The organism is Cupriavidus sp. USMAHM13 (genome assembly GCF_001854285.1).
GTDB classification, from domain to species: domain Bacteria; phylum Pseudomonadota; class Gammaproteobacteria; order Burkholderiales; family Burkholderiaceae; genus Cupriavidus; species Cupriavidus malaysiensis.
The window spans coordinates 932221-947022 of the sequence record NZ_CP017751.1; the positions used below are offsets into that span (position 1 = coordinate 932221).

General features: G+C 67.9%; 15 protein-coding genes and 2 tRNA genes. 6 read left to right on the forward strand and 11 right to left on the reverse strand.

The window, feature by feature from the left end:
- Positions 1-18 precede the first annotated feature (18 nt).
- From rsmD to BKK81_RS04220, 3 genes are all read left to right on the forward strand, one after another.
- A complete protein-coding gene (gene rsmD / locus BKK81_RS04210; RefSeq protein WP_083383926.1) occupies positions 19-678 on the forward strand; it encodes a 16S rRNA (guanine(966)-N(2))-methyltransferase RsmD in 660 nt (219 codons plus the stop codon).
- 224 nt (positions 679-902) lie between these two features.
- Positions 903-1388: a pantetheine-phosphate adenylyltransferase gene (gene coaD / locus BKK81_RS04215; RefSeq protein ID WP_071010904.1), complete on the forward strand. Its 486-nt coding sequence runs from the start codon at positions 903-905 to the stop codon at positions 1386-1388.
- A 61-nt stretch (positions 1389-1449) separates the two neighbouring features.
- Complete coding sequence (locus BKK81_RS04220) at positions 1450-1710, forward strand: YfhL family 4Fe-4S dicluster ferredoxin (RefSeq protein WP_071010905.1); 261 nt, start codon at positions 1450-1452, stop codon at positions 1708-1710.
- Positions 1711-1811: 101 nt separating this feature from the next.
- On the opposite strand, the gene pth is transcribed toward BKK81_RS04220, so the two are convergent.
- The 8 genes from pth to BKK81_RS04260 form a co-directional block, all read right to left on the reverse strand.
- Entirely contained in the window at positions 1812-2402 is a 591-nt protein-coding gene (gene pth / locus BKK81_RS04225) for an aminoacyl-tRNA hydrolase (protein WP_071016033.1), read from the reverse strand.
- A 168-nt stretch (positions 2403-2570) separates the two neighbouring features.
- Complete coding sequence (locus BKK81_RS04230) at positions 2571-3179, reverse strand: 50S ribosomal protein L25/general stress protein Ctc (protein ID WP_071010906.1); 609 nt, start codon at positions 3177-3179, stop codon at positions 2571-2573.
- A gap of 168 nt (positions 3180-3347) precedes the next feature.
- On the reverse strand, positions 3348-4301 hold the full coding sequence (locus tag BKK81_RS04235) for a ribose-phosphate pyrophosphokinase (protein WP_071010907.1): 954 nt from the start codon (positions 4299-4301) through the stop codon (positions 3348-3350).
- A gap of 96 nt (positions 4302-4397) precedes the next feature.
- Positions 4398-4474 (reverse strand) — tRNA-Gln (locus BKK81_RS04240).
- Between the two features lie 37 nt (positions 4475-4511).
- Positions 4512-4588 (reverse strand) — tRNA-Gln (locus tag BKK81_RS04245).
- A 55-nt stretch (positions 4589-4643) separates the two neighbouring features.
- On the reverse strand, positions 4644-5519 hold the full coding sequence (ispE, locus tag BKK81_RS04250) for a 4-(cytidine 5'-diphospho)-2-C-methyl-D-erythritol kinase (protein WP_071010908.1): 876 nt from the start codon (positions 5517-5519) through the stop codon (positions 4644-4646).
- On the reverse strand, positions 5516-6115 hold the full coding sequence (lolB, locus tag BKK81_RS04255; protein ID WP_071010909.1) for a lipoprotein insertase outer membrane protein LolB: 600 nt from the start codon (positions 6113-6115) through the stop codon (positions 5516-5518). Before lolB ends, ispE begins: the two co-directional genes overlap by 4 nt.
- An 85-nt stretch (positions 6116-6200) precedes the next feature.
- A complete protein-coding gene (locus tag BKK81_RS04260) occupies positions 6201-8075 on the reverse strand; it encodes a tetratricopeptide repeat protein (RefSeq protein WP_071010910.1) in 1875 nt (624 codons plus the stop codon).
- Positions 8076-8250: 175 nt separating this feature from the next.
- Here BKK81_RS04260 and mutM point away from each other — a divergent pair, with 175 nt between their 5' ends.
- The 3 genes from mutM (at position 8251) to mutY (ending at position 12673) form a co-directional block, all read left to right on the forward strand.
- A complete protein-coding gene (mutM, locus tag BKK81_RS04265) occupies positions 8251-9138 on the forward strand; it encodes a bifunctional DNA-formamidopyrimidine glycosylase/DNA-(apurinic or apyrimidinic site) lyase (RefSeq protein WP_071010911.1) in 888 nt (295 codons plus the stop codon).
- Positions 9139-9369: 231 nt separating this feature from the next.
- Complete coding sequence (locus BKK81_RS04270) at positions 9370-11322, forward strand: dynamin family protein (protein WP_071010912.1); 1953 nt, start codon at positions 9370-9372, stop codon at positions 11320-11322.
- Between the two features lie 172 nt (positions 11323-11494).
- Positions 11495-12673, forward strand: coding sequence for an A/G-specific adenine glycosylase (gene mutY, locus BKK81_RS04275; RefSeq protein WP_071010913.1), 1179 nt, complete (start codon positions 11495-11497; stop codon positions 12671-12673).
- Positions 12674-12727: 54 nt separating this feature from the next.
- Here the strand turns inward: mutY and BKK81_RS04280 are convergent, their stop codons facing one another.
- The 3 genes from BKK81_RS04280 to BKK81_RS04290 all read right to left on the reverse strand — a co-directional run bounded on the left by BKK81_RS04280 (position 12728) and on the right by BKK81_RS04290 (position 14772).
- Positions 12728-13402, reverse strand: a complete 675-nt coding sequence (locus BKK81_RS04280; RefSeq protein WP_083383927.1) for an LON peptidase substrate-binding domain-containing protein — start codon at positions 13400-13402, stop codon at positions 12728-12730.
- A 66-nt stretch (positions 13403-13468) separates the two neighbouring features.
- The gene (rapZ, locus tag BKK81_RS04285) at positions 13469-14356 is read right to left on the reverse strand and encodes an RNase adapter RapZ (RefSeq protein ID WP_071010914.1); all 888 of its coding nucleotides are present in this window, start codon (positions 14354-14356) and stop codon (positions 13469-13471) included.
- 110 nt (positions 14357-14466) lie between these two features.
- A complete protein-coding gene (locus tag BKK81_RS04290) occupies positions 14467-14772 on the reverse strand; it encodes a PsiF family protein (protein WP_071016037.1) in 306 nt (101 codons plus the stop codon).
- Between the last annotated feature and the right edge of the window lie 30 nt (positions 14773-14802).

Here is a 14802-nt window from a genome sequence, read left to right on the forward strand (position 1 = left end):
AGGCTCTACAATCACGGGATGAATTCGCGTTCCCGTCCTCCTGCTGCTTCTGGCATGCCGCCCGCTTCGCGCGGGCGGCGTGCTTCCGCCTCCCTGAACACCCCAGCGGCGCCGCGCCGTACGCCGGCACAGGTCCGCATCATCGGCGGGCGCTGGAAGCGCACGCCGCTGCCCGTGCTGGAGGCCGAAGGACTGCGGCCCACCCCCGACCGCGTGCGCGAGACCCTGTTCAACTGGCTCGGGCAGGACCTGACCGGGCTGAGCTGCCTGGACCTGTTCGCGGGCTCCGGCGCGCTCGGCTTCGAGGCCGCTTCCCGCGGCGCAGCACAGGTCACGCTGGTCGAGGCCAATCCGCGCGTGGCCAAGCAGCTGCGTGACAACCAGTACCGCCTGGATGCGGCGCAGGTTCGCGTCATCCAGGGCGATGCCTTTGCCGTGGCGGCCGGCATGCCCACCGCCGGGTTCGACGTGGTCTTCCTCGACCCGCCCTTCGCCGAGGACTGGCTGGGGCCGGCGCTGGAGCATGCCGCGCGGCTGTCGCGGCCCGGCGGGCTGGTCTATGTCGAGACGGACCGCGCGCTCACCGGGCCCCAGGCGCCGGTGCCGGCCAGCCTGGAACTGGTGCGCCAGGCCCGTGCCGGTGCCGTGCATTTCCACCTGCTGGTGCATCGCGGCTGAGCCTGCATGGCGGAACGTCCGACATCGGCGTGCCGCGCGCGCCGCAAATTGTTGCCGGGCCGGCAATGGCCTCTTCTGCTGCGCTGCCGCGAAACAGTCGGCCAGGCGGCTTCCAAGCGGCGGATTTAGCGTTACACTACGCCGCTGTCGCTAACGCTCGCCACGCAGCAACACATTCCACTGGCCCGGGACAGGGCCGGCAGCGGGCAGAACAAGGAGGAAGTATGGTCGTCGCGGTCTATCCCGGCACGTTCGATCCCATGACCCGAGGCCACGAGGATCTCGTGCGCCGTGCCTCGAACATCTTCGACGAACTGGTGGTAGGGGTTGCCCACAGCCCCAACAAGCGTCCGTTCTTTTCGCTGGAAGAACGCATCGGCATTGCGCGCGAGGTGCTGGGCCACTATCCCAACGTGCGCGTCGAGGGTTTCTCGGGCCTGCTCAAGGACTTCGTGCGCAAGAACAATGCGCGCGTGATCGTGCGGGGCCTGCGTGCCGTTTCCGACTTCGAGTACGAGTTCCAGATGGCGGGCATGAACCGCTACCTGCTGCCCGACGTCGAGACCATGTTCCTGACGCCGTCCGACCAGTACCAGTTCATCTCCGGCACCTTCGTGCGTGAGATCGCCGTGCTGGGCGGGGACGTCAGCAAGTTCGTCTTCCCCTCGGTCGAACGCTGGCTGCAGCAGAAGATCGGCAAGACGGAATAAAATACGAATTTGAGACGGCGCAGCCAGCCCGGCGTGTCCGTCGTGCCGGAAAGGAAATGCCATGGCGCTGATGATCACCGACGACTGCATCAACTGCGACGTTTGTGAGCCCGAGTGCCCAAACGAAGCCATATCGATGGGGCCGGAGATCTATGAGATCGACCCCAACAAATGCACGGAATGTGTCGGGCATTTCGATGAACCCCAGTGCCAGCAGGTCTGTCCGGTCTCGTGCATTCCGCACGATCCCAACCGGGTGGAGACGCACGAGGTGCTGATGCAGCGCTACCGGCTGCTGACGGCGGCCAAGCACGCGGCCTGAGCCGTCAGGCGCCCGCACAAAAAACCCGCCGGACGGCGGGTTTTTTGTTGCTTGTCAGGGGCGGCGCAGGAGGCTCCCGCCGCCGGCTTCCACCGCTGGCCTCAGCGGCCGCTGTGCAGCGCCATCATGGCGCGCTCCGACTCGCCCCGGGCCAGCAGGGCCAGCGGATCCAGGCAGCGCTCGATCGATTCGTCGATGGCCTGCTGTTCCTCGCGCCGAGGCGGCTTCAGCACAAAGTTGACCACTTCCTCGCGCCCGCTGGCGGCATTCTGGTTGCGCGGATGGCCTACGCCGATGCGCAGCCGCCAGTACTCCGGCGTGGTCAGGTGGGCCGAGATGTCCTTCAGCCCATTGTGGCCGCCGGAGCCGCCGCCGCGCTTGAGCTTGACGGTACCTGGCGGCAAGTCCATCTCATCGTGCGCGACCAGGATCTCGTCGGGCAGGATCTTGTAGAAGCGCGCCAGCGATACCACGGACAGGCCCGAGCGGTTCATGAAGGTGGATGGCTTGAGCAGCCAGATTTCCTGGTCCCACAGGCGCGCCCGTGCCGCCAGGCCATGGAAGCGGCTTTCCACGCGCAGGGTCGTGCCGGCCTGGCGGGCCAGCTGGTCGACCAGCCAGAAGCCGGCGTTGTGGCGGGTGGCTTCGTATTCCGCCCCGGGATTGCCGAGGCCGACGATGAGCTTGATCATGCTGTTACCGGTACTACCGTTCGGAATGCGTTCGGGAGGCAGCCATGCCGGCTGGCAGGCGCCCAGCATACGCGAAAAAAAACCGCCGGAGAGCGGCGGTTCTTTCGCTTGCAGGCGCCAGGACTGCTGCCGGCGTGCGGCGCGCTCCTGGCGTCAGGCCGATCGGCCTCAGGCTGCGGGGGCTTCCTCGCCGCCTTCGGCAGCTTCCGAAGCAGCGCCGGCCGGCAGGGTCACGCTGGCGATCGACGGGTTGTCGTCGCCATGGATCACGGCGGTCACGCCCTTCGGCAGGGTGATGTCCGACAGGTGCAGGGTCTGGTTCAGCTCGGCCTTGCCCAGATCCACTTCGATGAACTCGGGCAGGTCGGCCGGCAGGCACGACACTTCCAGTTCGTTCACGATGTGGTTGACGATGCCATGGCCCAGCTTCACGCCAGGAGCGGATTCCTGGTTGATGAAGTGCAGGGGCACCTTGACGTGGATCTTCTCGGTGGCCGACACGCGCTGGAAGTCAACGTGCAGCACCAGGGGCTTGAACGGGTGCATCTGGAAGGCGCGCAGCAGGGCCTTCTCGGACTTGCCGGCCACTTCCAGGTCGAGGATCGACGAGTGGAAGGCTTCCTTCTTCAGGGCATGCCACAGCGCGTTGTGATCCAGTTCGATCATCTTCGGTTCGGCGGCGCCGCCGTAGATGATGCCGGGGGTCTTGCCGGAATTGCGCAGGCGGCGGCTCGCACCCGTTCCCTGTACGCTACGCTCGAAAGCGACGACTTTCATGATTGCTCCACAATGTAAGAAGGCTGTCCGCGACCAGACAGCCTTGGTTGAGACCAGCGGCGTCACTGCCGATGGTCAGTGCAACGTATTCGTTGCATATTCGCTGCATATATTTGCTGCATTTCCGGCACCACATGTGCCGGAAATGCAGCAAAGCTTTGAATTCTATCAGGAATCGGCGAAGAGCGACATGATCGAGTCACCCTTGACGATGCGGGTGAAGGTCTCGGCCAGCAGCGGCGCCGTCGACAGCTGGCGGATCTTGCCGCTCTGCAGGGCATCGTCGCGCAGGGGGATGGTGTCGCACACCACGACTTCGTCGAGCGCCGAAGCGGCGATGCGGGCAGCCGCGCCACCCGACAGCACCGGGTGCGTGCAGTAGGCGAACACGCGCTGGGCGCCGCGCTCCTTCAGCACCTGGGCTGCCTTGCACAGCGTGCCGCCGGTGTCGATCATGTCGTCCATGATCACGCAGTTGCGGCCGTCGACTTCACCGATGATGTTCATCACCTCGGCCACGTTGGCCTTGGGGCGGCGCTTGTCGATGATGGCCAGGTCGCAGTTCAGCTGCTTGGCCAGCGCTCGTGCGCGTACCACGCCGCCGACGTCGGGCGAAACCACCAGCAGATCGCCGTAGTTCTTCTCGCGCAGGTCGCCCAGCAGTACCGGCGACGCGTAGATGTTGTCCACCGGGATGTCGAAGAAGCCCTGGATCTGGTCGGCGTGCAGGTCCATCGTCAGCACGCGGTCCACGCCGGCGACTTCCAGCATGTTGGCGACGACCTTGGCCGAGATCGCCACGCGCGCCGAGCGCGGGCGGCGGTCCTGGCGGGCGTAGCCGAAGTAAGGCATGGCGGCGGTGATGCTGCGTGCCGAGGCGCGCTTGAGCGCGTCGACCATCACCATCAGTTCCATCAGGTTGTCGTTGGTCGGCGCGCAGGTCGATTGCAGCACGATCACGTGCTTGCCGCGCACGTTCTCCTGGATCTCGACCTGGACTTCGCCGTCCGAGAAGCGGCCGACCAGTGCCTTGCCCAGGGGAATGCCGAGGTGCTGAACGACAGCCTCCGCGAGTTTGGGGTTGGCATTGCCGGTAAATACCATCAAGCCTTCGCTGCTCATTCGGGGCACCTGTCTTGCTGCTGGGGAGAGGGGGAGTGCTGTCGGCCGTGCCGGCAGCCAGTCTTGCGGGTCCGTTTGGACACTATAGGAATGTAATGGCAGGGGAGGAAGGATTCGAACCCTCGAATGCCGGAATCAAAATCCGGTGCCTTAACCGACTTGGCGACTCCCCTACACAACCGGATCCGTCGGGACACGATAGGAATCTAATGGCAGGGGAGGAAGGATTCGAACCCTCGAATGCCGGAATCAAAATCCGGTGCCTTAACCGACTTGGCGACTCCCCTACACAACTGGGCCCGTTCATCGTCGCACCAACCACGTGCCACGCCGAACGAAAAACTACTCTGCAAAGTCTGCGAGCGGATGTCGTGACAGACTTCTCACGCACCTGCCATCCCATTCGGGCGGCAACCTGTCCAGAACGCGCTGCGCAGTCGCCGCGTCATCATAACGCGCAAACACGCAGGCTCCGGAGCCGGTCATCCTTGCATGGGGACTATACTGTCTCAGCCATTCAAGGGCTCGGGCGACTTCACCGAACTTCGCTGTTGCTACCGTTTCCAGATCGTTGCGACCGAAAGCGAATTTGTTTTCACAAGCAGCGAAGACCGCAATTATGGAGATGGGTGTATTCCTTGTCAAGCGCTGATCCGAGAAAATTTCCGCGGTCGGCACATGCTGTTTCGGGTGGATCACGACGAACCAGCTGTCGGGCAGCGCGATCGGGCTGAGCTGCTCGCCCACGCCTTCGGCGAAGGCGTTTTCGCCGAACAGAAAGAAGGGCACGTCGGCGCCCAATGCCAATCCCAGTTGCATCAGTTGCGCGCGCGGCAGGTTCACGCCCCACAGGCGGTTCAGGGCCAGCAACGTGGTGGCGGCGTCCGACGAGCCGCCGCCGATGCCGCCGCCCATCGGCAGGCGCTTGTCGACGGCGATATCGACGCCGAAACGCGTGCCGGTGGCCTGTTGCAGCAGGCGCGCCGCGCGGACCACCAGGTCGGTGTCGGCCGGTACCCCGGGGATCTCCGTGGTGCGCACCACGGCGCCGTCCTCGCGGCGCCGGAAATGCAGCGTGTCGCTCCAGTCGATCAGCTGGAAAGCGGTCTGCAGCGTGTGATAGCCGTCCGGGCGGCGCCCGGTGACGTGCAGGAAGAGGTTGAGCTTGGCCGGCGCGGGGCAGTCGCGCAATTCGGCGGGCGGCAGGGCGAGCGTCATGGCTTGTCTTCGGGGTCGAGCACCAGGCGCACGGACAGCGGATGGTCGGAGCTATCCCTGGCGAGGTCGATGCGGCGCGGCTGTGCGCCGGCCGCGGCGGCATCCTGCCAGGAAACATAGCGTACGGTCCAGCCGTTCTGCTGCAGCGTGGCCAGGCGGCCTTGTTCATCGCGCGTGGCGGCGGCCGGGCTGCCACGCGACGGACGGGCGTGGAGCCAGTCGCGCAGGCCGGCGACCGGCAGGGCGAAACCGAGCGCATCCTCCAGCAGCGAGTCGACCTGGGGCGCGTTGCGCGGTGGCTGGTTGGGCAGGTCGAGCGTGGCGCCCGACGGAGTGGCCGTGACGATGGCCAGCGTCTGCCCCAGCGGCGAGATCAGGTCGAGCCGTACGTTGCGGCCCTGCTCCTGCCAGTGGAAGCTGCCTTGCACGCCTTCTTCGCGGCCGTAGCGCACGTAATTGGCGGAGAAGCGGCCGCTGTACTCCTGCAGCCTGGCGGTTTCGCCGGCGTCGAAGCCGCGGCTCGGTTCGAGGTTGGCGCAGGCCGCGAGCCACAGCGGCGCGAGCAGGCAGGCGAGGACGAGACGGGATCTCAGCATCGGGGATGGCGGGTGGACGCGGCCCCGCGCGGGCGGACGGGGCCGGCGGCCGCGCCGGTCCGCGGCGGGACCGGCGCGGCCGGGATTACTTGGTGAGCGTCACGTTGTAGCGGCGCAGGGTATCGATCAGGACTTCATTGTCGGGCTCGGTCTTGGCCGCCTCGGCCCACATCTGTCGTGCTTCCTCGCGCTGGCCGAGCTGCCACAGTACTTCGCCGAGGTGCGCGCCGATCTCGGCTTCCGGCGCCTTGGCGTAGGCATTGCGCAACAGCTCCGCGGCGGGCTGGAGCTGGCCCAGCCTGAACTTGACCCAGCCGAGGCTATCCATGATGTAGGGGTCGTCCGGGCCGAGCTCGGAAGCCCTTTCCAGCAGCTTGAGCGCCTCGGGCAGACGCTGGTTGCGGTCGGCCAGCGAATAGCCCAGCGCGTTGTAGCCCTGCTTCTGGTCGGGCTGCAGGGCGATCACCTTGCGCAGGCCCTTCTCCATGCTGTCATAGCGCTTTTCGCGCTCGTCCAGCATGGCCAGCTCGTAGATCCAGTCGGCGTTGTCGGGTTCGGCCGCGATGCGCTCGCCGAGCGCCTTGCGGGCCCGGTCGTAGGCCTTGGCGTCGAGCAGCATGGCGATCTCGGCCTGGCGGATCGCGGTCAGGCGTTGGCCGCGCAGCACCGGGTCGGAGATGTCCTCGGTGTCGGCGATCATGTCGGCGTAGACCGCATCCGCCTCGTCGAGCTTGCCCATGCGGGCCAGCAGCTGCGCACGCTTGACGGCGACCGCCGTTTCCAGCCGGCTGTCGTCGATGCGGTCGAGCCAGCCGAGCGCGCCCTGGTAATCCTTGCGCTGCTCGGCGATCTCGGCGAGGTATTGATAGGCCACGTCGGGGCTGGCGCCCGGCACCGTTTCGACCAGGCGCAGGTACTCCTTCAGGTATTGCTCGGCCTCGCCGTAGCGCTTGGCCTGCAGGCTGGTCAGGCCGAGCGCGAGCGGCACGCGTGGATCGGTCGGCGCGATCTTGCGCAGGGTCTCGAATTCCTTGCGTGCCGGGGCGGTTTCGCCGCGCTGCAGGTAGAGGCGCGCCAGCATGATGTGTCCGTTGACGGAGCCCGGGGCCTTGGCCAGGAAGCGCTGCAGGCCCGCGATGGCCTCGCCGGGCGCGCTGTCGGCCCGCAGTTCCGCCGCCATCAGCGCTGCTGCCTCATAGCCGGGGCGCAGGCGCAGGGCCTCGTCCAGGGCGGCCAGCGCGCCGGGCACATCCCCGGCGGTCTCGCGGGCGCGGGCCAGCGCCAGCTGGGTTTCGGGCAGGCGGGCATCATTGGCCGTCAGGCGCTGCAGCATTGCCGCGGCGCCGGCCGGATCGGCGGTGCGCGAGAGCTGCTGCTGCAACTGGAGGATGGCTTCCGGGCGCTGGCTGGCCGGCGTCTCGGCCAACTGGTGAGCCAGCAGGGGCTCGGCATCTTCCCAGCGGCCGCTCAGTACCAGCAGCGTCGACAGCACCTGGCGCGCGGGTCCCGAGCGCGGCGCGAGGTCGGTCCACAGGCGTGCCGCATCGAGCGCCTGTTGCGAGAGCCGCGCACTGAAGGCGATCTCCGTGGCGCGCTGGGCGAAGCGCGGGTCGCGCGTATCGCGCGCCAGGTCCATGTAGGTGCGGTAGGAGGGGCCGATCAGTCCGCGCTGCAGGGAGACTTCCGCGGCCAGCACGCGGTAGAAGATGTCCGAGGTCAGGGGCACGTCCGGCAGCACGGCCTTGGCAGCGCGCTGCGCGGTGGCATTCTCGTCCGCCGCGCGGGCGGCCGGGGCCGCGTGCGCGGTGCCGGCGAGGCCCAGCGTGGCCACGGCACCGAGCAGGAGTGCCTGGCGCAGCGCCTGCGCGCCGGCACGCATCCGGGGGCGGGAGGTTCTGGGAGCGCCTGCGCGAGCTTTGGGCGTGGAGTCGATCGAGTAGCGATCCTGGCGGTCCGACATGTTGGGATGGGCTCCGGCAACCGGTGGTGATCAAATGGTTAGGGGCATTGTAGCGTGCCGCTACAATGCCCGGCTGTGCGCCTGCCGACGGACTGGGCGTGGCGCGCAGGCTTTCCCGGCCGACGCGAGCGGTGCGGGGAACAAGACTTGGAACGCTTGCGGAAGGAGAGGTTCGATGCCCGAGTTGCCCGAGGTCGAAGTGACCCGGCGCGGTCTGCTGCCCCATGTGACGGGGAGGCGCATCGCTGCCGTGACGGTGCGCCACCGCGGCCTGCGCTGGCCGGTGGAGCCCGGGCTGGAAGCGAGGCTGGCGGGCCGCGTGATCCGCCGCATCGAGCGGCGCGGCAAGTACCTGCTGCTCGAGTGTGCCGACCCGGCCGGGAACGCGGGCATGGATACGCAGGCCACGGGCTGGCTCATCATCCACCTCGGCATGACCGGCACCTTGCGTGTCCTGCCCGAGGCCCCGCCGCCGGGGCCACACGATCACGTCGACCTGGACCTGGAGGCTGCCGAGGCCGAAGGCGTGCCGCCGGCGCCCGTGGTGCTGCGCTTCCGCGATCCGCGGCGCTTCGGCGCGGTGCTGTGGAGCCCCTTGCCGGAGTCGGAACTGGCTGCCCATCCGCTGCTGCGCGGGCTCGGCATCGAGCCCTTCGATGGCGGCTTCGATGGCGCCTGGCTGCATCGGCATACGCGCGGGCGCAGCGCCGCCATCAAGACCGTCCTGCTGGCCGGGGACATCGTGGTCGGCGTCGGCAATATCTACGCCTCCGAGAGCCTGTTCCGCGCGGGCATCCATCCGACCACGCCGGCCGGCCGGCTGAGCCGCGCGCGTTGCGAGCGGCTCGCCGCGGCGGTGCGCGAGATCCTGGCCGAGGCCATCGCGCGCGGCGGCAGCACCTTGCGTGACTTCGTCGGCAGCGACGGCTCCAGCGGCTACTTCCAGCTCGACTGCTGCGTTTACGATCGCGCCGGCAAGCCGTGCCGGACCTGCGGCACCCCGATCCGGCAGATCGTGCAGGGCCAGCGCTCCACCTTCTACTGTCCACGCTGCCAGCATTGACCGCGCCCGGTCCCGGGCATGTCGCGCCGGCGCCTCCAGGGGCCGCCGGCGCGCCGCTCCGGCGGGACGATGGCGCGGCGCAACAGTCGGGCGGAATCCGCCCGCAAATCCACCGGGCGGCGCCGTAAACCTGTATCGTGTGCCCTGTCATGGAGTGTTACAAAAAAGTGTCCACGCGGGCTGCCGGTGCCGCGTCGGGCGCCGCCACAGGACATCGAGTCGAGCCACCAAATGACAACGACCCTCGCCCATCAATTCGAACAATACGGCGCCTGGCGGACCGGGGTGCTGAGTGCCCTGGCCGAGTTCCAGTCCTGCCTGCAGCAGTTCGATCTCTATGATGCGCAGGCGGAGGAGCGGGCGCAGCGCATCCAGAACGTACTGAAGAGCGACCGGCTCAAGGTCGCCTTCATCGCAGAGTTCTCGCGCGGCAAGAGCGAACTGATCAACGCCATCTTCTTCGCCGACTACGGCCGCCGTATCCTGCCGTCCTCGGCCGGGCGGACCACCATGTGCCCGACCGAACTGCGCTACGACGAGCAGGAGGCCCCTTGCATCCGCCTGCTGCCCATCGAGACGCGGCTGCAGGACGCTTCCACCGCGGACTTCCTGGAGGCCGGCGCGGCCGCAGGGCACTGGCATACGGTGCCGCTCGACCCGTCCTCGCCCGAGGGGATGCTGTCGGCCTTCCAGCATGTGGTCGAGACCATCCGCGTGACGCGTCCGGTAGCCGAATCGCTGGGCCTGTACCACGAGGACGATCCCGATGCGGCCTATGCGGTCGACGCCGATGGCATGGTCGAGATCTCCCGCTGGCGCCATGCCGTCATCAACTTCCCGCACCCGCTGCTGCGCCAGGGCCTGGTGATCCTCGACACGCCGGGCCTGAACGCCATCGGCACCGAGCCCGAGCTGACGCTGCGGCTGATTCCCGATGCGCACGTGGTGGTCTTCGTGCTGTCCGCCGACGCGGGCGTGACCAAGAGCGACCTGGAGCTGTGGCGCAGCCACGTCGGCGCGGGGCATCGCAAGGGTTGCCTGGCGGTGCTCAACAAGATCGATGGCCTGTGGGATCCGCTGCGCAGCGCCGAGCAGACCGAGCAGGAGATCGCGCGCCAGGTCAGCTCCAGCGCGCAGGTGCTGGGTATCGACGAGGCGCGCGTCTATCCGGTGTCGGCACAGAAGGGCCTGGTGGCCAAGGTCACCCGCGACGACATGTTGCTGGCACGCAGCGGCATCCCGCGCTTCGAACAGGTGCTGTCCGAGCAGTTGATCCCGCAGCGGCGCGAGATCGCTGCCGAGCAGGTCGAGCGCTCGGTCGAGGAAATGGCGCGCGGCGCGCAGCAACTGCTGCAGGGCCGGCGCCGCGATATCGTCGAGCAGCTGTTCGAGCTGCGTGGCCTGCGCGGCAAGAACCACGCGATGGTCAAGCACATGCTGCTGCGCGTGCAGTCAGAGAAGGAGGAGTTCGAGCAGAGCATCGCCAAGTTCCAGGCGCTGCGCATCGTGTTCGGCCGCCACAGCGCGGAAATCATCCGGAGCCTGCAATTGCGCGACGTGCGCGCCATCATGCGCGGCGCGCGCGAGCAGATGAAGGAGCGCTTTTTCTCGCGCGGCCTGCGCGACGAAATGGAGCTGCTGTTCGAGCGGCTGGGCACCCTGGTGGAGGAGGCCAATGCCCGCATCGTCGAACTGCACCAGCTGATCGACGGCATGTACCGCCGCTTCAACGCAGAGCATGGTTTCACGCTGCCCGCGCCGATCCAGTTCCTGACGGCGCGCTATGCCGGCGAGCTGCGGGACATCCTGGCGCTGACCCACAGCCACTTCGGCGCGGTCAGCATGCTGACGCGCTCGCGTCCGCAACTGGTGCAGGGCGCGTTCGCCGCCATTGCCAGCCGCGTGCTCGATGTCTTCCGCGACCTGAACCGCGACATCGAGGTCTGGCTGAAGTCGGTGATGACGCCGCTCGAGGCACAGGTTCGCGAGCACCAGAAGCAGCTGCGGCGCCGCGTCGACTCGATCGAGCGCATCCACGAGGCGACCGACACGCTGGAGAACCGTATCGCCCAGCTTGAGGAGGTGCTCAACGGGCTCGACGAGCGTAGCGGGCGTATCGCCTATTTCGCGCGGCATGTGCCACGGCCCGAGGCGGAAAACGCATCGAGCGTGCGGGCAGCGTGACGCGCCGGGCGCCTGGCGCCGGCGCGCGCGGCAGGGGCGGGTGAGGCTGTATCATGTGGCGCGCCACGCGGCGGCACCGGCCGTCCCGCGCGGCAGCCCTGCCACCAGCTCCTGTCTTTCGTAGCCGTTCTTCGCAGCCGCTTTTCTCAGCCGTTTCCAGTCGCCTCCCGCCATGCCCCGCAAGCCCGCCAGCACAATTCCCGCCGACGCCAACGATCCTGAGGTGCCAGCCGATTTCGGCATGCGCGTGGTGCATTGGCAGCGCGCCCATGGCCGCCACGACCTGCCCTGGCAGAACACCCGCGATCCTTACCGGATCTGGCTGTCCGAGATCATGCTGCAGCAGACCCAGGTCAGCGCCGTGATCGACTACTACCAGCGCTTCATGGCCAGCCTGCCGACCGTCGAGGCGCTGGCGGCCGCGCCGGCCGACGAGGTCATGGCGCTGTGGGCCGGCCTGGGCTACTACTCGCGCGCGCGCAACCTGCACGCCTGTGCCCGGCAGGTCGTGGCCGAGCACCAGGGGCGTTTCCCGACCGATCCCGCCGTGCTGGTCACGCTGCCGGGCATCGGCCGTTCCACCGCGGCGGCGATCGCTGCCTTCAGCGCGGGCGTGCGAACCCCCATTCTCGATGGCAACGTCAAGCGTGTGTTCGCGCGCTTCTTCGGGTTGCACGGGCACCCGGGAGAGCGCGCCGTGGAGGCGTGCATGTGGCGGCTGGCCGATGCCGCCTTGCCACCGGCCGGGGCGGAGCAGGCGCGCGACATGGTGTCCTACACGCAGGGCCTGATGGATCTCGGCGCCACCATCTGCTCGCGCGGCCGGCCGGCCTGCCTGGCCGACGTCTCCGCCTGTCCGCTGGCTGACGGTTGCGTGGCGCGGCGCGACGGCCTGACGGGGGTGCTGCCGAGTCCCAAGCCGCGCGCCGCGCAGCCCGAGCGCAGCACGGTGATGGTGATGCTGCGGCGCGGCCGCGAGATCCTGCTGACGCTGCGCCCCGGCAGCGGCATCTGGGGCGGCCTGTGGAGCCTGCCCGAACTGCCGGTGGAACAGGTCCCCTTTGATGCCGAACAGGCCGAGGATGCCGCGCTCGCCTATGCGCACGGCCATGGCACGCCGTCTCGCGCGGTATTCTCCGGTGAATTGACCCACGTTTTCACGCATTTCCGCCTGCTGATCCGGGCGGTCCGCGTCGACATGGCGGCGCCCGCCGTGCGCGATGGCGATGGCCCGGCCGAGGCCGCGGCACCGGCATGGCGCTGGGTCGCGCTGGACCAGCTGGATGGGGTTGGCGTGCCGGCGCCGGTGCGCAAGCTGCTGCTGGCACAGGCGGCACCCGGCCTGTTCTGAGCCACGCGGCCGCGCACAGGCCCGGCGTGGCCGGACGGGGCGGGGCGGGACGGACTAGACGATGTGGTGCTGCCGCATGTAGCGGTGCACGATCTCGATGCGCATGCCGGCATCGGGCAGGGCCATCAGCATCTGCTTGGCCTTGAGCGGAACCGGCAGCAGTTCGCACAGCCGGTTCGCGATCCAGCCCGGATCGTGCCAGCGTTGCGGTTCCGTGAACAGCTTCCTGCCTGACGCCTCGGCGTGGACGGCCGCGACGATGCGGCGCAAGGCGGCGGTGCATTCTCCGAGCAACTCTTCCTTGCAGTCGAGCACGTCGGGCGGCAGCGTTTCGGCGCGCGCCACCAGCAGCCCATCCTCGCGCGTGCCGTGCTCGAGCGTACGGAAGCGCTGGGTGCCGTGCGCCTCGATCAGCAGCACGCCCAGCTGCTCCATATTGCAGTCGACGATCTCGGCCAGGCAGCCGATCGCTTCGGGTACGGTGACGCTGCCGGGTGCGGCCACCTCCTCGCCACTCTGGATCAGGCAGACACCGAAAGGCGTGCCGTCACGCAGGCAGCGGCGCACCATGTCGACATAGCGCGGCTCGAACACGCGCAAGGGCAGGTGGCCATCGGGAAACAGGACGGTGTGCAGCGGAAACAGCGGCAGGGATTCCAGCGTCTGCGTCTCCGTGCCGGAAGCGGCACCGGCGGCGCCGGCGGGACTGCCTGGTTGGGTGGGAGCCATGCGCAAGCCAGCAAGGGCCTGGGGCGGTTGCCGCCTCGGGCCGGGAGCAGGGACGCCGGGCGGCCTTCAGCCGGCCGGCACGAGTTCGCGGTGCCTCACCAGCACATTACCATGGGCGCGGAAATAGCTGGCGAGCCTTTCCACAATATAGACGGAGCGGTGCTGCCCGCCAGTGCATCCGATCGCCACGGTCAGGTAGCTGCGGTTGTCGGCGATGAAACTCGGCAGCCACTTTTCCACATAGCTGCGGATATCTTCCGCCATCTCCAGCACCATCGGCTGGCTTTCCAGGAATTCCATCACCGGCACGTCGCGCCCGGTCAGCGGCCGCAGCGCGAGATCGTAGAAGGGGTTAGGCAGTGAGCGCACGTCGAAGACGAGGTCAGCGTCGCTCGGCACGCCATGCTTGAAGCCGAACGACTCGAACAGCAGGGTCAGCTGCAGCGGCTCGTCGCGGATGATTTCCTTGATCCAGGCGCGCAGGGTATTGGTGCGCACGCTGCTGGTGTCGATGCGGTGGGCAGACTCGGCCAGCGGATTGAGCAGTTCGCGCTCCATCTCGATGGCCTCGATCAGCGAGGTGTCGCTGAGCGCCGGCTCAGGCGCGGGCGACTGCCCGGTATCGTCGGCACGGATCGAGAGCGGGTGGCGCCGCCGCGTTTCCGAGTAGCGCTGCACCAGCGCCTCGGTGTTGGCGGTGAGGAAGATGACCTGCACCCGGTGCTCGGCGCGCAGGTTGCGCAGCACGTCGGGCAGCTGGTCGAGCGACTCTCGGCTGCGTACGTCGATCGCGACGCCCAGGTGGGTGTGGCCCTGCGATGCCAGATAGCGGGCAAGTTCCGGCAGGAATTGCGCGGGCAGGTTGTCCACGCAGTAATAACCTGCGTCCTCGAGCACATTCAGTGCGACGGACTTGCCGGAGCCGGAGATCCCGGTGATAAGAATGATGCGCATAGCACGGCAAGCATAGCATCAGCGCATGTCGCCGTCATGACCGCCGCCCGGCGCTGCCGCGGGCGTGCCAGGCGGGGCCGGCGGGGGGCTCCGCCAGCGCCCTGAGGTCCTTACTTGGACAGGCAGTCCTTCATGAAGGACTTGTAATCATCCCCCTTCTTGCCCTTGCCTTGCTTGCTGCAGGCCGACATCTTCTCCTGCTGGGTCATCGGCGCCGCCGCCGCGGCCGGCTTGTTGGACAGGCAATCCTTCATGAAGGTCTTGCGCTCGTCGCCCTTCTTGCCGGAGGCCTGCGTATTGCAGGCTTTCATCTTGTCCTGCTGGGAGTTGGCCGCCGCGGGCGCCGAGCCTTGGGCGAATGCTCCCGTGGCGAACAGCGGGGTCAGCAGTGCACAGATCGCGATCATCTTCTTCATGCTCTTCTCCTGGCTGTGGAAGACTTCATG